At 35.2% G+C, this 25559-nt stretch carries 27 protein-coding genes, 2 tRNA genes and 2 pseudogenes; 21 read left to right on the top strand and 10 right to left on the bottom strand.

The window, feature by feature from the left end; translation table 11 throughout:
• Nucleotides 1–210 precede the first annotated feature (210 nt).
• Genes H5J24_RS03190 through H5J24_RS03175 form a run of 4 tightly spaced genes read left to right on the top strand, consistent with a single transcriptional unit; the run spans nucleotide 211 to nucleotide 3266 of the window.
• A complete protein-coding gene (locus H5J24_RS03190; RefSeq protein WP_068944421.1) occupies nucleotides 211–702 on the top strand; it encodes an RNA polymerase sigma factor in 492 nt (163 codons plus the stop codon).
• Nucleotides 695–1369, top strand: coding sequence for a beta-carotene 15,15'-monooxygenase (locus H5J24_RS03185; RefSeq protein WP_068944422.1), 675 nt, complete (start codon nucleotides 695–697; stop codon nucleotides 1367–1369). The genes H5J24_RS03190 and H5J24_RS03185 overlap by 8 nt, the downstream gene beginning before the upstream one ends.
• 60 nt (nucleotides 1370–1429) lie before the next feature.
• The gene (locus tag H5J24_RS03180) at nucleotides 1430–3052 is read left to right on the top strand and encodes an AMP-binding protein (RefSeq protein ID WP_068944423.1); all 1623 of its coding nucleotides are present in this window, start codon (nucleotides 1430–1432) and stop codon (nucleotides 3050–3052) included.
• A gap of 58 nt (nucleotides 3053–3110) precedes the next feature.
• Nucleotides 3111–3266, top strand: a complete 156-nt coding sequence (locus tag H5J24_RS03175) for a hypothetical protein (RefSeq protein WP_167387029.1) — start codon at nucleotides 3111–3113, stop codon at nucleotides 3264–3266.
• A 45-nt stretch (nucleotides 3267–3311) separates the two neighbouring features.
• Here the strand turns inward: H5J24_RS03175 and rpoN are convergent, their stop codons facing one another.
• From rpoN to H5J24_RS03155, 4 genes are all read right to left on the bottom strand, one after another.
• Nucleotides 3312–4775, bottom strand: a complete 1464-nt coding sequence (gene rpoN, locus H5J24_RS03170) for an RNA polymerase factor sigma-54 (protein ID WP_068944424.1) — start codon at nucleotides 4773–4775, stop codon at nucleotides 3312–3314.
• 159 nt (nucleotides 4776–4934) lie between these two features.
• Nucleotides 4935–6383 carry an asparagine--tRNA ligase gene (asnS, locus tag H5J24_RS03165; protein WP_068944425.1) on the bottom strand — a complete coding sequence of 483 codons (1449 nt, stop codon included), beginning with the start codon at nucleotides 6381–6383 and terminating at the stop codon, nucleotides 4935–4937.
• A 112-nt stretch (nucleotides 6384–6495) separates the two neighbouring features.
• Entirely contained in the window at nucleotides 6496–7095 is a 600-nt protein-coding gene (locus H5J24_RS03160; protein ID WP_068944426.1) for a CDP-alcohol phosphatidyltransferase family protein, read from the bottom strand.
• Between the two features lie 11 nt (nucleotides 7096–7106).
• On the bottom strand, nucleotides 7107–7604 hold the full coding sequence (locus H5J24_RS03155) for a hypothetical protein (RefSeq protein WP_068945188.1): 498 nt from the start codon (nucleotides 7602–7604) through the stop codon (nucleotides 7107–7109).
• 174 nt (nucleotides 7605–7778) lie between these two features.
• On the opposite strand from H5J24_RS03155, the gene H5J24_RS03150 reads away from it, so the two are divergent.
• The 7 genes from H5J24_RS03150 to H5J24_RS03120 all read left to right on the top strand — a co-directional run bounded on the left by H5J24_RS03150 (nucleotide 7779) and on the right by H5J24_RS03120 (nucleotide 13223).
• Nucleotides 7779–8708 carry a helix-turn-helix domain-containing protein gene (locus H5J24_RS03150; RefSeq protein WP_068944427.1) on the top strand — a complete coding sequence of 310 codons (930 nt, stop codon included), beginning with the start codon at nucleotides 7779–7781 and terminating at the stop codon, nucleotides 8706–8708.
• Nucleotides 8705–9466 carry a helix-turn-helix domain-containing protein gene (locus H5J24_RS03145; protein WP_232816018.1) on the top strand — a complete coding sequence of 254 codons (762 nt, stop codon included), beginning with the start codon at nucleotides 8705–8707 and terminating at the stop codon, nucleotides 9464–9466. The genes H5J24_RS03150 and H5J24_RS03145 overlap by 4 nt, the downstream gene beginning before the upstream one ends.
• Before the next feature lie 181 nt (nucleotides 9467–9647).
• Nucleotides 9648–10469 carry an SDR family NAD(P)-dependent oxidoreductase gene (locus tag H5J24_RS03140; RefSeq protein ID WP_346729951.1) on the top strand — a complete coding sequence of 274 codons (822 nt, stop codon included), beginning with the start codon at nucleotides 9648–9650 and terminating at the stop codon, nucleotides 10467–10469.
• 101 nt (nucleotides 10470–10570) lie between these two features.
• The gene (locus tag H5J24_RS03135; protein ID WP_068944430.1) at nucleotides 10571–11485 is read left to right on the top strand and encodes a helix-turn-helix domain-containing protein; all 915 of its coding nucleotides are present in this window, start codon (nucleotides 10571–10573) and stop codon (nucleotides 11483–11485) included.
• Between the two features lie 24 nt (nucleotides 11486–11509).
• Entirely contained in the window at nucleotides 11510–11962 is a 453-nt protein-coding gene (locus tag H5J24_RS03130; RefSeq protein WP_232816017.1) for a hypothetical protein, read from the top strand.
• A 65-nt stretch (nucleotides 11963–12027) separates the two neighbouring features.
• Nucleotides 12028–12546: a serine hydrolase domain-containing protein gene (locus H5J24_RS03125; RefSeq protein WP_232816016.1), complete on the top strand. Its 519-nt coding sequence runs from the start codon at nucleotides 12028–12030 to the stop codon at nucleotides 12544–12546.
• Nucleotides 12547–12560: 14 nt separating this feature from the next.
• Nucleotides 12561–13223 (top strand): serine hydrolase domain-containing protein, encoded by a 663-nt coding sequence (locus H5J24_RS03120; RefSeq protein ID WP_232816015.1) that lies wholly within the window; start codon nucleotides 12561–12563, stop codon nucleotides 13221–13223.
• Nucleotides 13224–13279: 56 nt separating this feature from the next.
• Here H5J24_RS03120 and rimM read toward each other — a convergent pair whose 3' ends face one another.
• The 5 genes and pseudogenes from rimM to H5J24_RS03095 form a co-directional block, all read right to left on the bottom strand.
• On the bottom strand, nucleotides 13280–13822 hold the full coding sequence (rimM, locus tag H5J24_RS03115) for a ribosome maturation factor RimM (RefSeq protein ID WP_068944432.1): 543 nt from the start codon (nucleotides 13820–13822) through the stop codon (nucleotides 13280–13282).
• Between the two features lie 14 nt (nucleotides 13823–13836).
• Nucleotides 13837–14390 (bottom strand): annotated as a pseudogene (locus H5J24_RS03110) (30S ribosomal protein S16).
• 198 nt (nucleotides 14391–14588) lie between these two features.
• A pseudogene (locus H5J24_RS03105) lies at nucleotides 14589–15100 on the bottom strand (nitroreductase family protein).
• A gap of 188 nt (nucleotides 15101–15288) precedes the next feature.
• Complete coding sequence (locus H5J24_RS03100; protein ID WP_068944435.1) at nucleotides 15289–15738, bottom strand: hypothetical protein; 450 nt, start codon at nucleotides 15736–15738, stop codon at nucleotides 15289–15291.
• 147 nt (nucleotides 15739–15885) lie between these two features.
• Nucleotides 15886–16410: an SRPBCC family protein gene (locus tag H5J24_RS03095; protein WP_068944436.1), complete on the bottom strand. Its 525-nt coding sequence runs from the start codon at nucleotides 16408–16410 to the stop codon at nucleotides 15886–15888.
• 211 nt (nucleotides 16411–16621) lie between these two features.
• Here H5J24_RS03095 and H5J24_RS03090 point away from each other — a divergent pair, with 211 nt between their 5' ends.
• From H5J24_RS03090 to H5J24_RS03045, 10 genes are all read left to right on the top strand, one after another.
• A complete protein-coding gene (locus H5J24_RS03090) occupies nucleotides 16622–18640 on the top strand; it encodes a M3 family metallopeptidase (protein ID WP_068944437.1) in 2019 nt (672 codons plus the stop codon).
• Nucleotides 18641–18669: 29 nt separating this feature from the next.
• Nucleotides 18670–19053: a tetratricopeptide repeat protein gene (locus H5J24_RS03085; RefSeq protein WP_068944438.1), complete on the top strand. Its 384-nt coding sequence runs from the start codon at nucleotides 18670–18672 to the stop codon at nucleotides 19051–19053.
• Between the two features lie 4 nt (nucleotides 19054–19057).
• Nucleotides 19058–19471, top strand: coding sequence for a hypothetical protein (locus H5J24_RS03080; protein ID WP_068944439.1), 414 nt, complete (start codon nucleotides 19058–19060; stop codon nucleotides 19469–19471).
• A 25-nt stretch (nucleotides 19472–19496) separates the two neighbouring features.
• On the top strand, nucleotides 19497–20807 hold the full coding sequence (locus H5J24_RS03075; RefSeq protein ID WP_068944440.1) for a hypothetical protein: 1311 nt from the start codon (nucleotides 19497–19499) through the stop codon (nucleotides 20805–20807).
• A 14-nt stretch (nucleotides 20808–20821) separates the two neighbouring features.
• Nucleotides 20822–20896, top strand: a tRNA-Lys gene (locus H5J24_RS03070).
• Between the two features lie 4 nt (nucleotides 20897–20900).
• A tRNA-Lys gene (locus tag H5J24_RS03065) sits at nucleotides 20901–20973 on the top strand.
• Nucleotides 20974–20986: 13 nt separating this feature from the next.
• Nucleotides 20987–21682, top strand: coding sequence for a M949_RS01915 family surface polysaccharide biosynthesis protein (locus H5J24_RS03060; protein ID WP_068944441.1), 696 nt, complete (start codon nucleotides 20987–20989; stop codon nucleotides 21680–21682).
• A gap of 80 nt (nucleotides 21683–21762) precedes the next feature.
• Nucleotides 21763–21963: a YqaE/Pmp3 family membrane protein gene (locus H5J24_RS03055; RefSeq protein WP_228407666.1), complete on the top strand. Its 201-nt coding sequence runs from the start codon at nucleotides 21763–21765 to the stop codon at nucleotides 21961–21963.
• 147 nt (nucleotides 21964–22110) lie between these two features.
• Nucleotides 22111–22842, top strand: coding sequence for a class I SAM-dependent methyltransferase (locus H5J24_RS03050; protein WP_068944443.1), 732 nt, complete (start codon nucleotides 22111–22113; stop codon nucleotides 22840–22842).
• Between the two features lie 111 nt (nucleotides 22843–22953).
• The gene (locus H5J24_RS03045) at nucleotides 22954–24063 is read left to right on the top strand and encodes a serine hydrolase domain-containing protein (protein ID WP_068944444.1); all 1110 of its coding nucleotides are present in this window, start codon (nucleotides 22954–22956) and stop codon (nucleotides 24061–24063) included.
• Between the two features lie 61 nt (nucleotides 24064–24124).
• On the opposite strand, the gene H5J24_RS03040 is transcribed toward H5J24_RS03045, so the two are convergent.
• Entirely contained in the window at nucleotides 24125–25522 is a 1398-nt protein-coding gene (locus tag H5J24_RS03040; RefSeq protein WP_068944445.1) for an MFS transporter, read from the bottom strand.
• Nucleotides 25523–25559: the final 37 nt, after the last annotated feature.

Below are 25559 nucleotides of genomic sequence, written 5' to 3'. Positions count from 1 at the left end.
AGCTACGAAGTCAGCAGTAACAGACATTTTATATTATTTTTTTCAGGGCTGTCTGTTCAGATTGTAAGGTTATTGTTAAAATAAGTCTCTATAATAACTGCCAGTCTCCAGCTTCAGACTTCCTGACATAATCAGAATTATCTTTGATTTCACCATAATTATTCTTCCGCAATTACCACATTATTATTATCTTCGTGGCATTATACATCTATGGATTCCAGAGAAAAAGAATTTGCGCAGCTCATCAAAGATAATCAGGGCCTGATTATTAAGGTATCGCGCTTATATACCAATTCGCTGGAAGATGAAGAGGATCTTTTCCAGGAAATTGTCCTACAGCTCTGGAGAAGTTATGATTCTTTCAAAGGAAACTCCAAGATTTCAACATGGATGTACCGTGTAGCGCTTAACACAGCCATTACCCTCTTTAGAAAAAAAAGCAAAAGCCTTCCTACGAATGAGCTGGACGTCAACCACAGGGATTTTGTGGAAGATGATGATGAAAAACAGCAACAGGTATCACTTTTGTATACTGTAATCAAGACTCTTCCTAATATAGAAAGAGCCATTGTCATGATGTATCTTGACGATCTGCCTTACAAGGACATCGCAGAAAACCTCGGAATCACTGAAGTCAATGCACGCGTGAAAATGAACAGATTAAAGAAAACCCTTAAAGAACAGATGGAAAAATATGCCTGAATTTGATTTAGATAGTTTAAAAAAAACATGGCAGGAACAACCTGTACAGCCAAAATATGACAACAGTGAGATTCTTCAGATGTTGAATAGAAAATCACGTAATTATGTAAAATATATTTTCTGGATCAGCGTTTTTGAATTCCTGTTCTTTTCCGTATTAGGCTTATTCTATTTCTTTCAGGATGATGAATCTGACAGCTTCCGTAAAATACTGGATAAGCTGGGTACTCAGGAAGCTCCTGAGGTAGAAAATAACTTTGGCCATTTTTATCTGGCTATTAAAATTCTAAGTGTATTAATTACAGCTTATTTTGTATTAAAATTCTATCAAAATTACCGTAAAATAAAGATCGAGGAAAATCTAAAAGGTCTTATTACGAGAATCATCGGCTTCAAAAAAACAGTCAATGCCTTTATCCTGATTAGTATTGTATTACTGCTTGCATTTACCTTTGTATTGATCGCCTTTATATTCTACACTTTAAATTCTCAAAACATACAGCCTTCCGGCTCTAATCTTACGGTTATTATTGTTGCGATTACCATCAGTACTTTGTTGGCCATTTCTATGATCTGGGTATATTACAGATTGGTATATGGAAGTATCATCAAAAAACTTGATAAAAATCTGGAACAGCTTAAAGAAATAGATTCTCAGGAAAATTAGCATTCATAGGCTATAGTTCAAGATATTATTGTTAATTTTATTTCACCAAATCTTTTTACTATGCCTTTATCATATGTTTATGGAACATCTGAGGTTCCATTATTAGGACAGACTATTGGAGGAAATCTTAAAAGTACTGTCGAAAAATTTCCTAACCAAGAAGCTCTTGTCTGTGTTCATCAGGGTTACCGAGCTACTTATCAAGAATTTTACAATCAAACAACCGCTATTGCCAAAGCGCTGATATTTTTAGGTGCAAAAACTGGTGATAGAATAGGAATATGGGCTTCCAACCGTTATGAATGGGTACTTCTTCAATATGCCACAGCCAGAATCGGAACCATTTTAGTCAATATCAATCCGGCTTACAGAACCCATGAACTTACCTATGTACTCAATCAGTCAGAAGTAAGGTTTATTTTTTCTTCCTTAAGCTTTAAAACGAGTAACTATAGAGAAATGGTTGAATATGCCAAGGAAGTCTGCCCCACTTTGGAGCACGAAATTTTCTTTGATGACAACTGGGAAATCTTCGTCAATAATGGGCAGGATATTTCCGATGAGGTTCTTCATAGTTTCGAAGAACATGTACAGTTTGATGATCCTGTCAATATTCAGTATACTTCAGGAACTACTGGATTTCCAAAAGGAGTTACCCTTTCTCACCATAACATTTTAAATAACGGATATTTTATTGGTATCCGCTTAAAATATACAGAAAAAGACCGTGTATGCATTCCCGTTCCTTTTTATCATTGCTTTGGAATGGTGATCGGAAATATATGCTGTACAACGCACGGAGCCTGCATGGTAATTCCTAATGATAGTTTTGATCCTGAGATTACGCTAAAGGCTGTTTCGGATGAAAAATGTACCTCTCTTTATGGGGTTCCTACCATGTTTATTGCTGAACTTGCCGTAAAGGATTTTGATACTTATGATTTTTCAAGCCTAAGGACAGGTGTTATGGCTGGCTCTGTATGTCCACCGGAAATTATGAAGAAAGTGGAAAACCTGATGAATATTAAAGAAATGAGTATTTGTTATGGAATGACAGAAACTTCTCCAGTGTCAACACAGACTTTAATTGGAACTCCACTGGAAAAACAGGTCAGTACAGTAGGAACAGTTCAGGATCATCTTGAAATAAAAATCATAGACGAAAGTGGAAAAATTTTGAAACGTGGTGAACACGGTGAACTTTGTACAAGAGGCTACTCTGTCATGCTGAAGTACTGGAACGATCCTGAAAATACAAAAAAAGTACTGGACGACGCCCGATGGATGCACACCGGAGATATGGCTGTAATGGATAAAGATGGATATATTACCATTTCAGGAAGAATTAAAGACCTGATCATCCGTGGTGGAGAAAATATTTCCCCTAAAGAAATCGAAGACTTCTTATATACTTATACTCATATTCTAGATGTACAGATCATCGGAGTACCCAGTGAAAAATTTGGAGAAGAAGTGATGGCCTGGGTGAAAGTACGAAAAGGCTTTACCATTACAGAAGAAGAACTATTAGAATATTGTAAAGGAAAAATTGCTCATTATAAAGTTCCGAAATACTGGAAGTTTGTGGATGAATTCCCAATGACTATTTCCGGAAAAATAAGAAAGGTAGAAATGCGTGAGGTATCTATGAAGGAACTGGGATTGGAGAGCCTGAAAAGTTAATTCAAATAAAATCATAAAAGATCATTCAATCTAAAATTAATATCAAATCTAAACAACTATGAAAAAATTAAAAAGAAATGAGCTGAAGAATATCACAGGAGGTGAAAGATGTTTCTGTCTGGTGAGCCCAGATGCCTGTTATGAATTAAATCTTAATAATGAAGGAAAACATTATTCTTTTAACTGTTGCACAATGAGATGTGAACTGGATTAAATTCAATAAAAAAAAGCATTTCAATTTGAAATGCTTTTTTTATTATTAAAGTTCTTTTCTCAATCTGGCAACAGGAATATTGAGCTGTTCACGATATTTAGCAATCGTCCTTCTGGCAATATTATATCCTTGCTCTTTTAAAATCACTACCAAAGCGTCATCCGTCAATGGCTTTCTCTTATTCTCTTTGCTGATAACTTCCTGAAGGTGGGTTTTGATCTCTTTAGTAGAAACCTCTTCCCCGTCATCATTGGTTAAACTGTCTGAGAACAGATCTTTAAGGTAAACAATACCATTTGGTGTATCTGCATATTTACTTTTTACCACTCTTGAAATGGTAGAAATATCAAATCCTGTAATATCTGCCACGTCTTTTAAGATCATCGGCTTCAGAGATTTTTCGTCACCTGTGATAAAATAGTCTTTCTGAAATTTCACAATAGCGGTAATTGTCTGCAATAAAGTATTCTGGCGCTGATTAATGGCATCAATATACCATTTGGCTGCATCTAATTTCTGCTTGATAAACAAAGCAGCCTGCTTATGCTCAGAAGAGTTTTTATCATGTGAATAGGTTGTAAGAATGTCTTTATATTCTTCAGAAACTCTTAATGTAGGAGCATTCTTGCTATTAAGCATAGGAATCACCTGCCCATCCTTCACCTGAATGACAAAATCCGGAATAATCTCCTGGTTGATGGTAATCGTTTGAGTATCGAAGTTTCCACCCACTTTTGGTGATAGCTTTGAAATTTCCTCCAACGCATCTTTCAGATCTTCCTCCTCAATATCATACTTTTGAATAATCTTATTATAATGCTTATTGGTTAAAGCATCAAACTGATATCTCAGGATATTGGCGGCTAAAGAAACCGCTTTATCAGCGCTTACTTTCTTTTCAATCTGTAGTAATAAACATTCCTGAAGACCTCTGGCCCCCACTCCAGGTGGATCCAGCTTCTGAACATAATTTTCAAGGATATCCTCTACTCTTTCCTTGGTCGTATAAATTCCTTGTGAGAAAGCGAGATCATCTACGATAGATTTGATCTCTCTTCTCAGATATCCGTCAGTATCAAGGTTACCAATCAGGTATTCTGCAATTTTCAGATCTTCTTCATTGATATTAATCAGGTGAATCTGTTCCGTCAGATAATCATATAAAGACTGTCCTTCTGTTAAAAGACTTTCATTATCAAATTCTTCATCATCCGGAGAATAGTTGCTGGACGCAGTTTTATAGCTTGGTTCGTCGTCATAAAGATATTCATTAACGTCGAAATCTGTTTCAATGCTTTCCGTACCCTCATCCTGATAAGCATCTTCCAGGGAAGAATAATCATCTTCCTTAGAATCCTCTTTTACAATTTCCAAAGCAGGGTTTTCTTCTAACTCTCTCTCCAACTCCTCTTCAAATTCAAGAGTATGAAGCTGAATAAGCTTCATAAGCTGGATCTGCTGAGGAGCCAGCTTCTGTCCTAATTTGAGTTGTAAATGTTGTTTAAGCATATTAATATTGGCGTTTTAACATAACATATTCTACGAATTTAATAAATTTATTTGATAAAAAATACATTTAGCATGATTTTTGCTTTATACTTTTTATATAATAAACTATTGAAAAATAAAAAAAGCCTTAAACAATTGTTTAAGGCTTTTTTTTTGATTCTAGAATTCAGCGCTTTTCGGCGTTCTTGGGAAAGGAATTACGTCTCTGATGTTCGTCATTCCCGTTACAAAAAGAACTAGTCTTTCTAATCCTAAACCGAAACCTGCATGGGGTACAGAACCGAATTTTCTGGTGTCTAAATACCACCAAAGTTCATGTTCATCTACATGCATATCTGCCATTTTCTGTTTTAAAACGTCTAATCTTGCTTCTCTTTCAGATCCACCGATGATTTCACCGATACCTGGGAAAAGAACATCCATTGCAGCCACTGTTTTGTTGTCTTCGTTCAGCTTCATATAGAAAGCTTTGATTTCTTTCGGATAATCGAACAATACAACCGGGCATTCAAAATGTTTTTCCACCAAGAATCTTTCATGCTCAGACTGAAGATCTGTGCCCCAATTTTCAACAGGGTAAGCAAATTTTCCTTTTTTGTTCTCTTTTGAGTTCATTAAAATCTCGATAGCTTCTGTATAGCTTACACGCTTAAAACGTTTAGCAATTACATTTTCAAGTTTCTCAATAAGACCCTCTTTTGCTCTTTCTTTTTCCGGTTTTGTCTTTTGTTCTTCAGCAAAACGGTTGTCTAAGAACACAAGATCATCTTTACAGTGATCCAATACATACTGGATTACATATTTTAAGAAATCTTCAGCTAAGTCGATATTGTCTTCAAGGTTGTTGAAGGCAACTTCCGGCTCAATCATCCAGAATTCTGCAAGGTGTCTTGTTGTATTTGAATTCTCTGCACGGAAAGTAGGTCCGAAGGTATAGATTCTTCCTAATCCCATGGCTGCAGTTTCTCCTTCAAGCTGTCCTGAAACGGTAAGGTTGGTTTTTCTACCAAAGAAATCCTGAGCGAAATCAATTTCTCCCTCTTCAGTTCTTGGCATATTATTCAGATCGAAGTTGGTAACTCCGAACATTTCTCCTGCTCCTTCAGCATCAGCTCCTGTAATAACGGGAGTATTGATATAGAAGAACTGGTTTTGGTTGAAGAATGAATGAACTGCAAAACTTACTGCATGACGTACTCTGAAAACAGCTCCAAATAAGTTGGTTCTGAATCTTAAGTGTGCCTGCTCACGAAGTTTCTCTAAGCTGTGCTTTTTTGGCTGAAGAATGGTGCTTTGAAGCTCTTCTGTAAAGTTATCTCCTAAAATAATAATCTTTTTAGCAACAATTTCTACAGATTGTCCTGCTCCCTGGCTTTCCACTACTTCACCTACCACTTTAAGAGAAGAAGCTGTGCTAATATTCTTGATAAGTTCTTCATCAAAATTTTCGAAATCAACAACTATCTGCAAATTATTAATCGTAGAACCATCATTAAGTGCAATAAAGCGATTAGCACGGAATGATCTTACCCATCCGTAAACTGTAATGTCATGATGTAATACTTTCTTGTAATCCTTTAGGATTTCTTTGATCGTTTGCTTTTTCATTTGTTGATAATAAATTTTTGTATAAAAATTAATGGTTGCAAAGTTACAAAAAAACGGCGCAACTTGATGATTGCGCCGTCTTTAAAAAATCATTTATCAATTATTTAATGCTTCAGTTGAAGAAAATGGTCTTTTTTCTTTGCTTTCCCTTCCTGATTTTCAGGGCATGGTAGCAGCTTGGAACATCATATTGCCATTGGGGAAGAAACAGAATAATGAGGATAACATCTATATGAGAAATTAATCCTAAGATCACTGCTAAATCAAAGGTCCAACCTGTTTTCTGAAAACCTATCAGATAAGTAAAAGCCAATAAAAGACTCAAACCCCACATTTTAGCTAAAAAAGCATGAGTACAGGTTTCTTTTCGAAACTTCCAGATGCTTACGATATAACACAATGCTTCCATGATGAAGATCAGCAGAATACTTTTCCATTCATTGATAATCAGATCCGGATTGAGAAAATAAGAAACAACTCCTAATGAAAGCCAGAAAACAAGATCAGTCTGGCTGTCTAACCGACGTAATTTCTCTGAGGAAATACCAGTTTTACGGGCAATAATCCCATCAAAAATATCGGTAAACAATCCGAAATACATGAGGATCAGAATATGTTGACGAGCTGATTCTCCTACAAAATATCCCAGATACAGAATCACAAATGCTGTAATAAAACGGGATAAGATCAATAAATAAGGTATATTTTTCATGACTATTATTTTTAATTAATTCTTTTATATTTTTCTGCATAATTGATAGTGTATCCTGACCAGAAAAAGAGTAAAAAAGCTCCGCTGTTATCATAATAATCCTGAATCAATAGGTTATGATCTTGTGTTAATCCTATTCTTGACTGAAAATTACGGCAGCCACCAAACAAATAAGGAATTTCATCACAATGAGAAGTGAAGTTATCCAGTAAAAACAAACCATTCTTCAACTTAGCTTTATATTTAAAAGTATATCCAATAGTACTGTTCTTAAAAAAAATGAACTGTACTTCATATGTTTTATTTTTTGCTAACGGTACTGATTTTATAATGAGTTTATCAAAATCCTTCACTTCTCCATTTTTCATAGCCAACATTTCCCCAACACTTCCTGTTTTATCAGATTTTGTATTGTTATTTACAATATGTTCATAGCCTTTGTATTCATATTGTCCATCAATCATCTGAACATTTTCTTTATTCAGCATCAAAAGATCATTCTCAATCATTTTTCTACTGAAACTCACACATGAATTCAAGCTTACTATTATTGGTATTAAAAAAAATTGTGCTTTCATAGCTCATGATTTTAAAATTATGGTTCAAAATTATCAGCAGAGAGCGTCGTATTAAATGTGAAAAAAAATTAAAAAAAACAGTACATTTGTGAAAATCACAAATTCATGCACCAGGAATCTTTACTCAAGGAAATTCGTAGAAGAATTGGTGACAAATCGTTGAACGATGAAATTGCCAATATTCTCAATATAAGTTATGATGCTGCCCATCGAAGAACTTCGCTTAAAGCAAAATTCAGTTTTGAAGAAGCCCTGGAATTGGCAAAATATTATCAGATTTCGTTAGATCAATTTCTCTCTTCAGATCATCAGATTTTGGTTAAAAAAACTTCTGCTGTTACTACAACAGAGGATCTCCAATCTTTCTTCCAGAATAACCTGAGTGTTTTTGAAAACTTACCCATTTCGGATAAAATGACCATTTATTATTCGGCAAAGGATATTCCGTTTTTCTATACCCTTTCGGATACTTTACTTTCTCGTTTTAAGATTTATGTCTGGATGAATTTACTAAATGCCAAACAGGTCTTCATCCCTTTTCTACAGTTTTCTCCACCACTATTTGAAGCTGACACTCAAAAATTAAGAAGAATATATGAAGAACAGAATGTTGCTGAATTATGGAATGACATGACTGTTTCCAGTATTTTACAACAAGTTTTATTTTATTACGAAACCGATCTGCTGAAAATAAACGAAGCACAAATTATTTTACAGGAATTAAGAGAGTTGATAGAATACATCGAGCAAAAGACAGAAAACAATCCAAAGTTCCACTTATACGAAAATGAATTGATGCATCTTTCCAATGACATTTTTTTCCATCATCCACAGCAGTCGCTTTTTGCTTTACCTACGAATATGTTTGGATATATTTTAATAAATGATGCTAAGACCTGCCAGGAAACCTTGAATTATTTTGAACATCAGATTAAAAATTCAAAATCACTGAACACTTCAGGAAATCGCGACAGAAAAAAGTTCTTTAATAAAATGTATGAACAGATTGACCGATTAAAACAAAATCTATCATGAAGAGTCTTTGTAACGGCGAATACTTTGGGGAAACTAATCAGAGGATCAATTTAGAAGGATTGACGATCACTGATACGGAATATACTCATCCTTATGTGGACTGGCATTATCACGAAAATGCTTATTTTACCTTTCTCCTTCAGGGCAATATGACGGAAGGAAACAAAAAAGAAACATACGGATGCTCATCAGGAACATTGTTGTATCATCATTGGGAAGATCCGCACTATAATATTAAACCGGATGTTTTTACCAGAGGCTTCCATATAGAAATCAGTCAAAATTGGTTTGACCGTTTTGATATTCAGAAAAACAAAGTTGAAGGCAGTTTCAATATAAGAAATCCAGCCTTCAAATTATTGGTACATCTGATTTTTAAAGAAACAAAAATCAATGATTCATCTCTTGAAATGGCTATCGATCAATTATTAGTACATCTTTTTAGTCAATTAACTTATGAGAAGGAAATCAAAGAAACAAAACCTTTGTGGGTAGGCCAGATTAATGAACTATTACATGAAAACGTTACTGAAACTCTAAATCTGACTGAACTTTCTAAAACGTTGAATATCCATCCTATTCATTTAAGCAGAGATTTTCATAAATATTTCCATTGCAATCTGGGAGAATATCTCCGGAAATTAAAGATTAATAAAGCAATGGAACTCCTCCATTCGCCATCTTCATTAACGGATATTGCTCTGGAATGTGGTTTTGCAGATCAAAGTCATTTCATCCGTTGTTTCAAAAAAATATAGGAACCACTCCTTTGAAATACAGAAATATTCTGAAAATTCATTGAAATTTTCACGAATAAAATCACCATTCACGGTTTGGATACATCATCCCCCGATTTGGATACATTTTACCTCCTATAAGTTTTCATCTTTGTACCATCATTTAAACAAAAAAATATTTAAAAATGGAAACAAAAAAAGTATGGTTCGTGACAGGAGCTTCAAAAGGCTTAGGATTCGAGTTGATAAAAAATTATTATCCGAAGGATTTCAGGTTGCTGCCACCAGCCGTACCGTTGAATCTCTCATTTCTACCATTGGAGAAACTTCAGAAAATTTCCTTCCGCTCAGCGTCAACATCACAGATAATGAGGATATAAAATCCGCAATTTCTAAAACTGTGGAACATTTCGGCCGAATTGATGTGGTTGTTAACAATGCCGGCTACGGACAAATTGGAACGCTGGAGGAACTTACTGATGAAGAAGCAAGAAAAAATTATGCTGTGAATGTTTTTGGCACCTTAAATGTGATCAGAAATGCCATGCCCTATCTTCGTGAGCAAAGGTCAGGAAACATCTTCAATATTTCTTCTGTAGGTGGATATTCTGCCAATTTTCCGGGTTGGGGTATTTACTGTTCCACAAAATTTGCTGTTGCCGGATTTACAGAAGCACTGGCTGAAGAAGTAAAAGATTTTGGTATTCATGCTACCGTTGTTTATCCAGGATATTTCCGTACAGATTTCTTAGACAAAGATTCTGTGAGAACTCCATCAAATCCTATTCAGGCCTATGAAGCGGCAAGGAATTCTGAGCAGGCTCACCTTAATGAAATCAACGGTAATCAGCCTAATGATCCTGTGAAAGCAGCGGATGTTCTGATCCAGATCAGCAAAGAGAAAAACCCTCCTGTTCATTTATTATTAGGAATAGGAACAATAGAATTTCTAAATAATAAAATTGATATTTTAAAGAAAGATGCTGAAAAATGGGAAAATCTGACTGTCTCAACGGCATTTTAATGTTATCATGATATCCTTCAGTTCCGTTCATTCTGAACGGAACTGAAGGCCTTCTTAAGCCATGTATTATACTTTTTATAAAAACAATTAACTTAGCCATTATGAAACAGCCTGTTCATTTTAATACTATTGCAGATTTTCATGCTTTCTGCAGTCTTCCAAACCCTGAGCATCCCCTGATCAGCCTGATAGACTACAGTAAAGTAAATTACATTGTGGAGAATGAAGAATTAAAATGGATACAGAATTTTTATTCCATTGGATTGAAGAAAAACGTCAATCCAAAATTTAATTATGGACAGCAGCAATATGATTTCGATTCTGGAGTATTGTGTTTTGTTTCACCGCAGCAGTGTTTAAGTCTGGAAATAAGACAGGATATCCAGGTAGAACCTACCGGGTTCTTATTACTGATTCACCCTGATTTTCTTTGGAATACGTCATTAACAAAAAAAATAAAATCTTACGATTTTTTCAGCTATCAGGTGAAAGAAGCCCTTTTCCTTTCAGATAAAGAAGAGAAGATCATTATTGAAATTCTTAAAAATATTGAGCGTGAATACCAGTCAAACATTGATAAATTCACCCAGGAACTTCTCATTGCACAGATTGAATTGTTACTGATTTATTCTGATCGTTTTTATGAGCGTCAGTTTTTTACCAGAAAAAAATCAAGTCATGAATTGCTTCATAAATTTGAAGAGATTCTTTCCGGATATTTTGAAAACGGAAACCTTATAGAAAATGGAATTCCTTCTGTAAAACGTATAGCCGAACAGATGAATATTTCTCCCAATTACCTTGGAACCTTACTTCGTCTTCATACTCAGCAAAATACACAGCAGCATATTCAGAATAAACTAATTGATTGTGCGAAAGAACGTTTAAGCACTACGAGTTTGTCAGTGAGTGAAATTGCTTATGAACTCGGTTTTGAACATCCGCAGTCTTTCAGCAAGCTCTTTAAACAAAAAACAAATCAGTCTCCCGGAGCGTTTAGAAAACGATTCAATTAGAGAGCACATAATTATAAAACAGCAATGTTAATTTCATTCTATTTTACTGTAAAGAAGTTTGTTATTTTTGCTCAAATACTTCTTGCCATGAGAACAGCTTTATTATTGATTTTTATTTTCATCCTCCATCTTTACCAGGGACAAAGCAAAAACATAATCAATCCTGAAAAAATTGAGAATCCGATTCAGAAAAAATATTCAGGGAAAATTGTGTTCCTGAACAAAGCTATTTCACTTGAAAACCTCAAAGATTCTGATATGATTACTTCTTCAACATTTCAGGAAAATGGTGACCTTGGAATTCATGCTTTTTTTGACAATTCACTGATCAACTATCTCCATCAGCTTGAACCGAATTGGACCATAGAAGAACTTCTTAAAAAGGAAATTTTCAATTTTCATTCTATGTTGATGGACAACCGATCTATACGGAAAATCTCAATACAGGAGCAGGAAGTTCAGAAAATAAAAAACTAAAGACTACATTAAGAATTCCTCTTCTCAGCAGTAAAAATGAAGATTCATGGGGCAGATATTTATGGATGCGTTTTTATAGAGGCCATGACGGAATTGATGTACTGACAGACGGAAATCACACTTTAAAAATTGAAATCCGCCCTTATCTGAATACAGGAAATATAATTACAGGACCTGTTATTGCAGAAGGACAAATCAATTTGAATGTTCCTAAACAAAATATTTCAGAATATCAAATGGCAATTCAGACTATCCTGCCCAACAGCGGATGGAAAGTTTCAAATGAAAAAAAACATACTGAAATGATCAGAAATCTGAATAAAAAAATTGCAGAAGAAAGGTTTAAAAATATTACAAGCATTGTTGTTATTAAAAACGAAAAGCTTCTTCTGGAAGAATATTTCAATGGGTCCGGAAGAGACTCTTTGCAGGATACCCGTTCGGTTGGAAAAACATTTGCTTCTGCATTGATGGGAATTGCGATCCAAGAGGGTTTTATTAAAAGCGAATATCAGCATCTGAAAGAATTTTATGATATCAAGTCATTTGAAAATTATTCCCCCGAAAAGACAGCGTTACCATAAAAAGCCTGCTAACGATGAGTTCTGGTTTTGATGGTAATGATCAGGACTCAGAATCTCCAGGAAATGAAGAAAATATGTATCCTACCGATAATTGGGTGAAATTTACATTGAATTTACCCATGACCGAAAATAAAATAGGGAAAAACTGGAACTATTTTACAGCAGGAGTAGTGATAACAGGTGATATTTTAGATAAATCTCTTCCCCAAGGACTGAAAGACTATGCTGATAAAAAATTATTCCAACCCCTTGGAATCAAGAACTACAAATGGCAGCTTACTCCTCAACAAAAACCTTCTTTAGCAGGCGGCTTACGGATGAGAGCAATAGATTTTGCAACATTCGGGCAATTATATAAAAATAAGGGGATCTGGAACGGAAAAACGATCTTAAATACAAATTGGATAAAGAAGTCTTTCACGAACTACTTCACAGACCATAAAGATTTTGAAGGCTATGGCTACTTATTCTGGAGGAAAATTTATAAAATGGGAAACAAAAACCTAGAAGCTTATCAATGCAGTGGAAATGGCGGAAACAAGATCATTATATTTGCAGATATACCGGTTGTGATGGTCATTACAGCTACAGCTTATAATCAACCTTATGCTCATTCACAGACTGATAAAATGGTAGAAGAATACCTTTTACCGGCTTTAATAATGGGTAAAGAATAATTTCAGATAATAATGATAGGAAAATGAGAAGGGATAATTGTTGATAGTAACAACAATTACTCATCTTTTTTAGAGGGAACCAGAAATACATCAATAAGGCCTTCAGGAAGTACCATTTTGATCGTTCTTTCTTCTCTGTCCACGTTAAGAATCCAATCTTTAATCATAGGAATAACTACTTCTTTTCCATCCAGATTGGTTATAAAATACACTTGCGCCGTTTGATCATTTACAGATCTGATCACACCACAGTTGTTATCATTTTCATCAAAAATTTCAAATCCAATGATTTCGTGATAATAGAATTGCTTACCTGTAAGTTTTGGAAGTGAAGCCAGCGGAAGGTAAACACTTTTACCTAAAACCTGGTCTACCATTGCTTCAGAAGCATTTTTGAATGCAAGATTCAGAGCATCTAATTTGCTCCAGGATGATTTTTCAATAAAAAATGGAACCAATAATCCGTTGATTTCAACGAATATTGATTCCAATTTATTGTAAAGCTCAGGCTGGTCGGTATCCAATTTAAGGATAACGTTGCCCGCAAGTCCATGTCTGCGTGTAATTTTCCCCAACAAATAGCAATCTTCTTTACGCATAACAGGAAATGTTCTTAAGCTTCAGTGTTTTCTTCAGTTTCAGCAGCAGCTTCTCCTTCTGTAGCAACTTCTTCAGCAGGTGCGTTTGCAGCTTCTTCAGCAGCTTTAGCATCAGCTTCAGCTTGTGCAGCAGCAGCGATTCTAGCTTCATTTACTTTTACTTCAGCTTCTAAAGCAGCTTTTTTAGCATCAGATTTAGCAGTTGCTAAACCGTCAACTTTACCTTGTACTTTAGATTCTTTAGCATCTACCCAAGCGCTAAATCTTTTTCAGCTTCAGCTTGATCAAAAGCTCCTTTAGCAACACCACCTTGTAAGTGTTTTTTGTAAAGAGCACCTTTGTAAGATAAAATAGCTCTAGCAGTATCAGTAGGCTGAGCACCGTTGTTTAACCACTGTACAGCAGAATCAACGTTCAACTCGATAGTTGCTGGGTTAGTAATTGGGTTGTAAGTTCCTAGTTTCTCGATGAATCTACCATCTCTTCTAGCTCTAGAATCTGCAACCACGATGTGGAAGAAAGGTTTTCCTTTTTTACCGTGTCTTTGTAATCTGATTTTTACTGACATAATGTTTGAATTTTACGGGAACTCGTCCCAGTTAAATATTTAAGAGTGCAAAGATAGTAAAAAAGTTTGAAGTAAAAAGCTCCAAGTAAAAAGTTTTGTAAAATTCAATTACTTTTCTCAGGAGCCGGGAACCTGCTTTCGCTACTCGCTTTTTTCTTATACAAAGAAAAAGAGCTTAAACAGGCCGCTCAATCAGGGCTAATCCAAATTTCCCATATAGAAAAGACCCAGGCATTTCTGGTTTTCTTCTATCGTCAGAGACTCTTTCAAATGGTCAACAATCTTAGGAGAACTCCAATAGCAACCGATATTATTGGCTGTACAGCTCAAATACATGTTCTGAACGGCCATTGAAGTAGCCGCAATTTCTTCCCATTCCGGAACCATTCCACTGAAGTTGACTACAATGGAAACCACTGCATTGGCTTTATTGATCTTAAAACCTATGTCATTATATTTTTTTCCAGGAATAGCTGCTCAGGTTGAGTTGCTTTATAGATAGCCTGCATTTCCGAAGCCAGCTTTGCTTTTTCTTCTCCTTTAAATATTTTGAAACGCCAAGGCTTAGTACGTTTATGGTTAGGAGCTAAAGTCGCTGAATGTAAAATTTCATCAATAACTTCCTGAGAAATTTCTGCATCCGTATAATCTTTTGGGAAAATACTCCTTCTTTGCTCTATGATTTCTTTTAAAATTTCTGCTTTGTTCATAAAGACAAAAATACGATATGTAAGTTAAAATGCAGGAGATATGATGAAGATTTTAATAGTAATTCTGGTTGGAGAAATAAAATAAGAGATAATAGTGAATAGTCAATCCACTGCGCTTGTCAATTTTTGTAGATAGCAATGATTCACTATTCGCTTGCAAAGCAAAATTCTCTATTGACAATATAATTTTATAGCACTTCCACAATCTTCTGATGAATTTTGTTGAGTGTAAACTCATCTCCTGCTTTCATTCCCATCATCTTTTTAGCCATGGGACTTTCGGAAGAAATAGCGTAAAAGCGGTCTCCTTCAAAGAAAAATTCACCTAACGATACTGAAATATAGAAACGGGCTTTATTGGTAATCACTAAAGAACCTAGCTGAACCCGATCCGTAGAAGTATTCAGTACCTTTCCCATATTTCGCTTGAGATCATTTAAAGCACCTAGCTGCCGCTGCATTTGATAGATTTCTTCCTGCATTTCTTCACGCATACTGTCATATTTAGGTGTTTTTTTGATATCACGACTCGCTTCCAGAGTAAATTCAATGAAGTTTTTAAGCTTTTCAATTTTTTCTGTAATGGTATTTTTTACAAAGTCTCTGATATCACTTTTTTCAAATACAATCTTCTCCATACAATCGTTTCTTTATATAAAGATAATATTTTTAGAATAATATTTACTCTTTTCATATTTTACAAAAAGTAAACCATCAGCAAGTACAATTATTTATCTTGATATTACAGCACAAAAAAGCCCTGTAGTTTTTACAAGGCTTTTATTTTATTTTTCTGATAATTTCTTCAGGTCATCCAGTCCCTGCCCGAACATTTTATCCATATTACTGTCCATCATGGGCTTCATGATCTTCATCATAGTGTTTAGTTCATTATCAATCATCCAGGTAACTTTCGTACCGGCACCTTCAGGAGTCAGTACAATAGCACTTTTAGCATTTCCCTCAAAAGGTTTTATAAAATGAAGCTGAGTTCCCAATTTTTCATTAGGGACTATTTCCGTAATAGATTGTTCTCCTTCACTATCATCTCCTTTCCAGTGATAAGAATCTCCCATTGTATTTCCTTCTCCGGAATAGGTAATTTTAATATTTTTGATTTCTTTTGAAAAAGGATCCCACATATTATATCCTTTTAATGAACCTGCATATTGCCATACTTTTTCTTTAGGAGCATTGATGACAACAGATTTTTCATAATGATAATCTTTACTGAAGGCCAACATGGCAAAAACAGCATATACAATAAGCAGCAAAATGATAATGCCGATAAATTTTAAGAGTGTTTTCATAGTCTGTCTATTTAAGGTTATTTATTTCAAAATGAGTCTCTCATCTGCTTTCAAAATTAAATATTCTGACATCATCCCCTCTTTGCATAGGACAAGATTATTTAAAGATAAGGTATTTTTGTCATACCTTGGCTTTAAGGCATTATTTTTGAGCATTTCAACTGGGATTCCCCATGAATCCTTACATTTACGTTTAACTAAAAATCGAAAAATGAATATTTTAACAGAAAAATTTAATACGCCATATCACTCAGCACCATTCGGAGACATTAAAAATGAAGATTATCTTCCCGCTTTCAAGGAATTAATTCAAAAATCTGAAGAAGAAATTAATGCTATCGTTGACAATCCTGAAGCTCCTACTTTTGAAAACGTCATTGAGGCATTAGCGTATTCCGGTGAACAGCTGGATGTGGTTTCTAATATCTTTTTCAATTTAAATTCAGCAGAAACCAGTGATGAGCTCCAGCAGATTGCTCAGGAAGTTTCTCCGATTTTAACAGAATATTCTTCTAAAATATCTCAAAACGAGGGCCTTTTCAACAAAATCAAAAAAGTGTATGATGAAAAGGAAAAATATAATCTCAATGAGGAACAGGAAATGCTTTTGAATGAAACCTATAAAGGTTTTGTAAGAGATGGCGCTTTACTGAATGAAGAAGACAAGGAAAAATTAAAGAAGATCAGTATGGATCTTTCCATAAAATCTCTGCAATTCGGACAAAATGTACTGGCTTCTACGAATGCTTACTTCAAACATATTACAGATAAAGAACAATTAGCCGGAATTCCGGAAGCAATTCTCGAACAATACGCAGAGGAAGCTAAAGAAAGAAATCTTGAAGGATGGGTGGTTACTTTACAATATCCAAGTTATATTCCATTCATTACATATGCTGAGAACCGTGAACTGAAAAAAGAACTGGCATTAGCCAATGGTAAAAAATCTTTTGATGGCGAAGAATATGATAATCAAAATCTCATTAAAGAGCTTCTTCAACTAAAACAACAGAAAGCTGAGCTTTTGGGCTATAAAAATTATGCAGATTTTGTATTGGAAGAAAGAATGGCAAAATCTCCGGTAAAAGTTTTTGATTTTTTAAATGAACTTTTAACAAAGGCAAAGCCTTATGCCGATAAAGAAGTTGAAGAATTAAAATCTTTGGCAAAAGCTGATGGAATTGAGGAAATGCAAGGCTATGACCACGCTTTCTATGCTGAAAAACTTCGTAAGCAGAAATTTGACCTTAATGATGAAGAACTCAAACCTTACTTCCCGTTAGATCATGTACAGGATGCTGTTTTCGGACTGGCTGGAAAACTCTTCGGGTTAACCTTTGAAGAAAGAAACGATATTCCTAAATATCATGAAGATGTAAAAGTCTATGAAGTAAAGGAGAACGGAACTTATAAATCCTTATTATATGTTGACTATTTCCCAAGAAAAGGGAAAAGAGCCGGCGCATGGATGACCAGCTACAAGAATCAGTATAAGCAGAACGGAGAAAACTCACGTCCGCATATTTCTATTGTCTGCAACTTCAGCAAACCTACAAAAGATACGCCTAGCTTACTGACATTCCAGGAAGTAACGACTTTATTCCACGAATTCGGACATGCTCTTCACGGAATGATGGCAGATACTCAATACCCTAATCTATCCGGAACTTCCGTGAAATGGGATTTTGTGGAGTTACCATCTCAGTTTTTAGAAAACTTCTGCTATGAGCCTGAATTCCTAAAAACCTTCGCAAAACATTATAAAACCGGAGAAGTTCTTCCCGATGAAAAAATTGCAAAAATTGAGCAGTCTAAAAACTTTATGGAGGGCTACCAGACTTTAAGACAATTAGGTTTTGGTTTACTGGATATGAACTATCATACAAAAGTTGCAGAGCTGGAAAATGAAAGTATAAAAGAGTTTGAAGATCAATACACCAAAGCTACAGCACTTTATCCAACCAATCCTGAAACAGCGATGAGCCCAAGTTTCTCTCATATTTTCCAAGGCGGATATTCCGCAGGATACTATTCTTACAAATGGGCAGAAGTATTGGATGCTGATGCTTTCCAGTATTTTAAAGAAAACGGAATTTTCAATCCGGAAATTGCCGCGAAATATAAAGTACTTCTTTCTTCCGGAGGAACAAAAGATCCTATGGAATTGTATAAAGCCTTCAGAGGGAGTGAGCCTAAAGTAGAGAGTTTATTGAAAAGAGCTTTTGGATAAGAAAACATTCAACAATACTTGAAAAACAGATGAGCAACATACCACAAAGACTCGAAAATGTAAAAAAACTCCAGGCGAAAAGATGGGAGAATGAAGATCATTGGGATACATTAAATGATCTTTTAGTGAAAGAGCTGGATGAAATTTTACTTATTGAACCTGAAAATACCTCTGCACTCATCAACATTGGAGCAATTTATTCCGATATGGGCGAAAATGAGAAAGCCTTGGATTATTTAAAAATGGCTTTAAACCTGGGATCTGAAGATAAAAACCTTTTCGTAAACCTGGCTATTGTGATGATTTATATGGAAAAACATCAGGCAGAATATTTAGAATATCTGGAAGACGCTGAGGGAAAAATTGAGGATCCGCTTACTTTTAAAGCTTATTTTGACCCTCAATCTCATTAAAATTATGATAGAAAAACTAAGTAAATTAGCAGCAGCTTTTAATGATTCATTAAAGGCTGCTCTTATCAATATTACCCCTGAAAAGATTGATGAGATCCTCGACAACAGAGATTCTTCAGAATTTTCTGTTGCATGGATGAACGCTTACCAGACAGTGGATGGAAAAGAAATAGATGAAGAAACCGAGGATGCTCTTACACATATCCGAAAGGAACTTTTCATCTCTATTTTCAAAGCTACCAGCTCTTCTGAGCTGCCAGCTTATATTTCTGATGACTTTGGATTAATTTCGTCTTACTATATTCACGATATTGAAAACAATTGGGTAACCAATTTACTGTTTACTTATCTTAACCATCAGATTCCTCAGGGAGATTTGTTGATAACAGACAAAACATTGAAAGAATTAATTTCATAAAAAATCCAAAAGCAAATGACAAGATATGAACACTATTGAACAGCTTTATCAATCATTAGATCAGCGCCGCCGTCCCGAAGATGTTGCGGAAATGATTGTTGAATTAATGAGAGGTCAATTAGCTATTCACGAGCTGGCAACTTTAAGTAAAGCAGCCAGCCGTTCTCTGAAAAATAGTGTTTATGGATATACCTCAATGCTTGAAACTTTTGGAAAGGCAGTCGGTGCAGACAAACAGATCAAAAAAGCCATCGAAATATTTAAGATTGATGAAAAAGAAAATTCCGGTTATCACAGTGTCAATGGCATTGAAACATTTCTGAAAGAAGTTTCACCGCTGGTCCATAAAGATATTGGAGAAAATAATTTTAAAAGTGACCGGCTTAATAAAGATCTGAGAAAACTGGCCGGATTAGATATCTCCAAGCGGAATTACAACAAGAAATGGAGGCTTTTAAAACGTATTGAAATCCGTCTTCAAAAATTCATCCATGAATCAAAGAAGATTGAACTTCAGAAAATAGCTAAACACGGGCTTTCTCATACCATCAGCTTTGAAGATTTCAGCCAAGATCTGAATACAGCCTGCTTTATTGCTTATTTCAATGCGAGAAGTAATCTCAGAAGTACATTCACCAACCAAAGCCAGGAAAGACCCTTTGATGAAATCTGCGAAATGTTATTCAACAGATGCCTGAAAAATCCGGGTGAAACTCAATGGGAAGCCATTTCCTATATTTATACGGATGCTAAAGTTTTAGAACATCTGAATGATGAAAAAAAGGGTAAACTCTTAGGAAAATGGACTGCTATTTTACAGGAGCTCTCCGATTTTCTTGAAGAACTATGGAATCAGAATGATATCTACAGGAAAACAATGGCTGTAAAGAAAGGAAATGACTCCACCACCTGGAACAATACCGCCGGAGCCTGGAATAAAGCCAGAGATAACTGGATGAATCTCATCTATGCCCTTGGTCTTGATTCTATTCTGGGTGATATCTGTTTCGGAAAAGTTATGCGTTTGATGGCTGCTGATGTCATTGCATGGCATTTATCAACTGGAGGAAAAATAGATCCTAATACAGAAGTTTGGAATGTATTACCTTTGCCATGGGAAGTTTTTCAGGAAAAAGCCTTTTGTAACAAGGAAATGATCGTTAATGCCTGTAAAGATGCTGGCATTGATCCCGAAAAATCAGGATGGATTGCTCCCCGCACTCATGGAGTAAGTGAATTTAAACCTACTCCGGAACTGGTACATGGCGTAACCGTTTCCAATCCTTTTCTGGCTAAAGTCTTAAGACAAAACAAATATTTTTCAGGAAAACTCTGAAGCAAAAATAAAAAGGATAGGTTAGTTCAGTGGTAGAACACCCGGCTCTTTAACCGGGTTGACGCAGGTTCGAGCCCTGCACCTATCCTAATTTCTGATATAGCTCAGTGGCAGAGCGTCCGGCTCTTGGACCGGGAGGACACAGGTTCGAGCCCTGTTATCAGACCAAAAAATTATCTATGAAAAAAAAGCATCTACTCTATTGTCTTCCGTTTCTATTCTTTTTAAACTGTAAAGAAGAAAAGAAAAATTCCCCATCAGAAACTCAATCACCGGAAGTTAATCAGATAGAAAAAACAGATTCTTTAATCACTACAAAAATAGATTCTGCCCAGGCTCCTAAAGCGTTGAAGTACAAAGGAAATTTTAAAGACGGATTCCGATGGAAAGATAAAACCGGAGAATATGTAGTTATTACTTCCGAAACAGGAGTCTACATCAATGAAAATTTTTCGCATGAAAATGATGGCAGTGATGCTGAAGTTTTTGCCCAGTGTTATTCTTTGGAAAATAATCAGCTCGTATGGAAAGTCAATGATTTCGTTAAAGACTGTATGGTAGATATAGAGGCCGAGTTCAAGAAAAATACTTTAGCGGTAACAGACCTTGATAAAAACGGTGTCGCTGAAATTTGGATGATGTATAAAACCGCCTGCAAAGGAGATGTAAGTCCGTCAGATCTAAAGGTCATTATGTATGAAGGAAAACAAAAGTTTGCCATGCGTGGAGAAACAAAAATACAAACAGGAATGGAAAATCATGGCAAGCCAGTATTTGAAGGAGGATCTTATACTTTCGACAAGGCTTTCCAGCAAGGCCCGAAAGTGTTCAGAAATTATGCCGAAAAATTATGGAACGCGCATATGGAGGATTAATTGACTATCTTTTTTCATTGGATTAAAATTTGATACATTTGATTCATAAAACTATATTATAACCTTAAAAAATTTACATCATGTTTTTAGCTGTTGTACTTCCCTTTCTATCTTTTATTGTTAGAGGAAAAGTTCTTACCGGAATCATATGCTTTTTCTTACAAATTACCTTGATTGGCTGGCTTCCGGCAGCGATTTGGGCCGTGATGTCTTTAAATAACGAAAGAGCAAATAAACGAAACGAAGATTTAATTCGCGCCGTTCGTGAAGGCAGAAAATAAAATCATTTTACCTCTATATAGTCAATCCTTTATTTCGGTAAAGGATTTTTTATTCAATTTTTTGAATCAGTGTTTTAAAACTTTATCAGCTAATAATCGTAAATTTATTGTTCATTAATTCCGGTTTTAACCCTTTAAATCTGTCCTATGAAAGAAAATAAATATGATAATCCGTCTTTTTTTGACCAGTATGAGAAAATGCTCCGCTCCCAATTAGGACTGGAAGGAGCCGGAGAATGGCATACCCTGAAAAATATGTTACCCGATTTTAAAGGGAAAAATGTACTTGACCTCGGCTGCGGATTTGGGTGGCATTGCAGATATGCTATAGAAAACGGAGCAAAATCAGTGATTGGAATTGATCTTTCAGAAAAAATGCTGGCCAAAGCACAGGAAATCAATAATATCGAAGGCATCCTCTATGAAAGAAAAGCCCTGGAAGATGTTGCTTATCCGGCAGAGCAGTTTGATATTATTTTAAGTTCATTAACACTACATTATGTGGAATCATTCGATAAGATTGTCCAAAATATTCATCAATGGCTGACTTCAGGCGGGCATTTTATATTTTCCGTGGAACATCCTGTCTTTACCGCTGAAGGAAGCCAGGATTGGAACTATGATAAGAATGGAGAAAAAACAGACTGGCCTGTCGACAGATATTTTATCGAAGGAAAAAGAAATACTACCTTCTTAGGGGAAAATGTCATTAAATACCATAGAACTTTAACTACATATCTGAATACTTTACTGAAACATGGTTTCAAAATCAAAGAAATTATTGAACCAGAGCCTAGCCCTGAAATGTTGAAAGAAATTCCGGAAATGAAAAATGAGCTCAGAAGACCCATGATGCTTCTGATCGCTGTAGAAAAATAGAATATTCTTGTATCTGGCTATAAAACAAAAACATAATTTAAACATCCCTTAGTATATTGTATAACATAGTAATTAAAATAATTTATATCTTTGTATTACAAAATACATTATATGATTACTAAAAAAACAATAGCCTTACTGATGACTCTGCTGATATGCAGTTCTATTGGTGCACAACTCCATACAAAAAAATATGAAAAGAAGATAGACAGTCTTATTCTTACCGGATTTGGAGATCAGAATGAACCGGGAGGTGTCTTTATGGTAGTTCAAAAAGGTAAAAACCTTTATCGAAAAGCGTTTGGAAAAGCCAATCTGGAACTGGATGTCAACATGACCCCTGAAAATGTTTTCCAAATCGGTTCTATGACCAAACAATTTACAGCTGTAGCGATTCTAATGCTTGAACAGCAGGGAAAACTTAAAGTAAGTGATCCGGTATCAAAATATATTGCAGACTATCCAAATGGTGATAAAATTACCATTCATCATCTTCTTACCCACACTTCGGGAATCAAAGATTTTACCAAGATGAAAGCTTTATCTTCTATTGCCCAAAAAGAAATGGAACCTAAAGCCATGGTTGATTTTTTCAAAAATGAACCTGTTGATTTTGCGCCCGGAGAAAAATTCGATTACAATAATTCAGGGTATGTTGTTCTGGGATATATCATAGAACTTACTTCTGGAGATACCTATGAAAATTTTATTAAAAAAAATATTTTCGATAAAATCGGAATGACTCATTCTTATTATGCTTCAGACCGGAAGATCATTCCTCAAAGAGCTTATGGATATCATAAAAAAGAATATGGTTTTGTGAATAAGACTGTTATTAGTTTCAGTGTTCCTTTTTCTTCAGGTTCACTGATGTCTACCGCCGATGATCTATGGAAATGGCAGCAGGCTTTGAATCAAAATATCTTATTAAATCCACAGGAAACTCAGAAAGCCTTTCAAAAATATAAACTTAATAATGGAGAAGAATTCACCTATGGCTACGGATGGCATCTGAAAGACATCAACGGAACTCCGGATCGTGAACATGGCGGCAGTGTATTTGGATTCAAAAGCATGGGAGTCTATATTCCTGAAAAAGACATTTATGTAATAGGGCTCAGCAATTGCGATTGCCATTCTCCCACCGAAATTACGCGCAACATTGCCAAAATAACCTTAGACGAAACGAAAACCTCATCCAAAAACCTTAAAACTAAGTAAAAACACCTTAGTTAGAATGAAGTGATAAATCGTTTTATAGAAAGACTGTTGATTAAATTATTTATTTACTTTTAGGAAGAACAGCAGCAGGTACTTTAAAAACAGCAGCCAGGACGATCATTAAGCATACAATATTAATCAGTACTGCTATTGTAAAAGCAGTGTGATAATGCTGTATCGAAGGTCTTTCTCCAAGAAAATAATAGAAGACACTTCCTACTGCTACAATTCCGATGATCGCAGCAACCTGCTGAAAGGTGTTATAGACTCCGGAGGCGTTTCCTATCAGCTTTTCAGGCATTTCCGAAAAAGCAATACTGGCCAGTGAAGGAATCACAGAGCCCACTCCTGCTCCATGGAAAAACAACAGTAGATAAAACAGGTAAAATTCTGTATAATTATTGAACATAATAATCTGAAGGATCAAAACCAGCACAATAAAACAAAGTCCTGCTATCAGGGCTTTTTTTCCATATCTCAGAATCAGCTTCACTGAAAAAGCAGAAGCCATTATAAATCCCAGACCTTGAAATACGATCACTTCCCCTGCTTTCAAAGGACTCATCTTTAAACCATCCTGAAAGAATAAAGACAAAATATAGAAATAAGAATCCAACATGATAAAAAAGAAAGAAACAGCAATAATACCCAGATTGAAATTTTTATAATGAAACAATTCAAAATCAACAAGGTATGATCTTTTATTTTTAAATTTCAATTGTTGATTTTTTATGAAGTAAATCAAAATACAAATGGAAATAGCAACCAACAATATATTCTGAACAGAAAAACCATTTTTCTCAGAAGCGGTAAGAGCGTACGTCGCACTAAAAAGTCCTGCGGATAACAGAAAGACACCTCCAATATCAAAATATTCCTTTGTATTCACTTTAGATTCTTCCAGTTTCCAAAGGCTGAAAAAAATAGCGATTAAACATATTGGAATATTAATCAGAAAAATAAACCGCCATGGTTGATCAAAACCCGTTAGTGAAGAAAAATATCCCCCAAGAAACTGTCCTGAAATGGTTCCAATCCCGATCGTAATACCATACCAACCCATTGCTTTAGTACGCTGTTGATGATCCGGAAACAGAATCTGAATCATTGAAAGTACTTGTGGAGCCATCAATCCAGCACTTATTCCCTGTACAAGCCTTGAAATCATCAGCTGAATTGCTCCTTCTGAAATTCCACAGGCTATAGAACTGGCCATAAAGAAAATCAACCCAAGAATAAAAATCTTTTTTCGCCCATATACATCTCCCATGCGCCCGCCTGTAATCAGAAAAGAAGCAAATCCGATAAGATAAGCGGCTATCATCAGCTGCATTTCACCATGAGAAGCCTGAATATCACGCTGTATAGATGGTATGGATACGTTGATAATGAAAATATCCATGATCGTCAGCAATTGACCAAAAAGTATAACAAATAATTTCAAATAGTTACGTTTCATTTTTATATAGATATATCTATTTTTTATTTAGTGAAAA

Origin of the sequence: Chryseobacterium capnotolerans, assembly GCF_021278965.1 — a bacterium.
In the GTDB taxonomy this organism is placed as follows: domain Bacteria; phylum Bacteroidota; class Bacteroidia; order Flavobacteriales; family Weeksellaceae; genus Chryseobacterium; species Chryseobacterium capnotolerans.
This window is presented reverse-complemented; position numbering and strand designations above follow the sequence as displayed.

Excerpts from the sequence above, each read along its gene's own strand:
- H5J24_RS03145 (WP_232816018.1), top strand. The coding sequence starts at position 8,705 with ATGAAGAGTCTTTGTAACGGCGAATACTTTGGGGAAACTAATCAGAGG.
- H5J24_RS03075 (WP_068944440.1), top strand. The coding sequence starts at position 19,497 with ATGAACACTATTGAACAGCTTTATCAATCATTAGATCAGCGCCGCCGT.
- H5J24_RS03085 (WP_068944438.1), top strand. The coding sequence starts at position 18,670 with ATGAGCAACATACCACAAAGACTCGAAAATGTAAAAAAACTCCAGGCG.
- H5J24_RS03135 (WP_068944430.1), top strand. The coding sequence starts at position 10,571 with ATGAAACAGCCTGTTCATTTTAATACTATTGCAGATTTTCATGCTTTC.
- H5J24_RS03160 (WP_068944426.1), bottom strand. The coding sequence starts at position 7,095 with ATGAAAAATATACCTTATTTATTGATCTTATCCCGTTTTATTACAGCA.
- H5J24_RS03150 (WP_068944427.1), top strand. The coding sequence starts at position 7,779 with ATGCACCAGGAATCTTTACTCAAGGAAATTCGTAGAAGAATTGGTGAC.
- rimM (WP_068944432.1), bottom strand. The coding sequence starts at position 13,822 with ATGCGTAAAGAAGATTGCTATTTGTTGGGGAAAATTACACGCAGACAT.
- H5J24_RS03180 (WP_068944423.1), top strand. The coding sequence starts at position 1,430 with ATGCCTTTATCATATGTTTATGGAACATCTGAGGTTCCATTATTAGGA.
- H5J24_RS03090 (WP_068944437.1), top strand. The coding sequence starts at position 16,622 with ATGAATATTTTAACAGAAAAATTTAATACGCCATATCACTCAGCACCA.
- rpoN (WP_068944424.1), bottom strand. The coding sequence starts at position 4,775 with ATGCTTAAACAACATTTACAACTCAAATTAGGACAGAAGCTGGCTCCT.
- H5J24_RS03120 (WP_232816015.1), top strand. The coding sequence starts at position 12,561 with ATGAGTTCTGGTTTTGATGGTAATGATCAGGACTCAGAATCTCCAGGA.
- asnS (WP_068944425.1), bottom strand. The coding sequence starts at position 6,383 with ATGAAAAAGCAAACGATCAAAGAAATCCTAAAGGATTACAAGAAAGTA.
- H5J24_RS03080 (WP_068944439.1), top strand. The coding sequence starts at position 19,058 with ATGATAGAAAAACTAAGTAAATTAGCAGCAGCTTTTAATGATTCATTA.
- H5J24_RS03060 (WP_068944441.1), top strand. The coding sequence starts at position 20,987 with ATGAAAAAAAAGCATCTACTCTATTGTCTTCCGTTTCTATTCTTTTTA.
- H5J24_RS03185 (WP_068944422.1), top strand. The coding sequence starts at position 695 with ATGCCTGAATTTGATTTAGATAGTTTAAAAAAAACATGGCAGGAACAA.
- H5J24_RS03125 (WP_232816016.1), top strand. The coding sequence starts at position 12,028 with ATGCGTTTTTATAGAGGCCATGACGGAATTGATGTACTGACAGACGGA.
- H5J24_RS03175 (WP_167387029.1), top strand. The coding sequence starts at position 3,111 with ATGAAAAAATTAAAAAGAAATGAGCTGAAGAATATCACAGGAGGTGAA.
- H5J24_RS03155 (WP_068945188.1), bottom strand. The coding sequence starts at position 7,604 with ATGATTGAGAATGATCTTTTGATGCTGAATAAAGAAAATGTTCAGATG.
- H5J24_RS03055 (WP_228407666.1), top strand. The coding sequence starts at position 21,763 with ATGTTTTTAGCTGTTGTACTTCCCTTTCTATCTTTTATTGTTAGAGGA.
- H5J24_RS03095 (WP_068944436.1), bottom strand. The coding sequence starts at position 16,410 with ATGAAAACACTCTTAAAATTTATCGGCATTATCATTTTGCTGCTTATT.
- H5J24_RS03100 (WP_068944435.1), bottom strand. The coding sequence starts at position 15,738 with ATGGAGAAGATTGTATTTGAAAAAAGTGATATCAGAGACTTTGTAAAA.
- H5J24_RS03190 (WP_068944421.1), top strand. The coding sequence starts at position 211 with ATGGATTCCAGAGAAAAAGAATTTGCGCAGCTCATCAAAGATAATCAG.
- H5J24_RS03040 (WP_068944445.1), bottom strand. The coding sequence starts at position 25,522 with ATGAAACGTAACTATTTGAAATTATTTGTTATACTTTTTGGTCAATTG.
- H5J24_RS03050 (WP_068944443.1), top strand. The coding sequence starts at position 22,111 with ATGAAAGAAAATAAATATGATAATCCGTCTTTTTTTGACCAGTATGAG.
- H5J24_RS03130 (WP_232816017.1), top strand. The coding sequence starts at position 11,510 with ATGTTAATTTCATTCTATTTTACTGTAAAGAAGTTTGTTATTTTTGCT.
- H5J24_RS03140 (WP_346729951.1), top strand. The coding sequence starts at position 9,648 with ATGGTTCGTGACAGGAGCTTCAAAAGGCTTAGGATTCGAGTTGATAAA.
- H5J24_RS03045 (WP_068944444.1), top strand. The coding sequence starts at position 22,954 with ATGATTACTAAAAAAACAATAGCCTTACTGATGACTCTGCTGATATGC.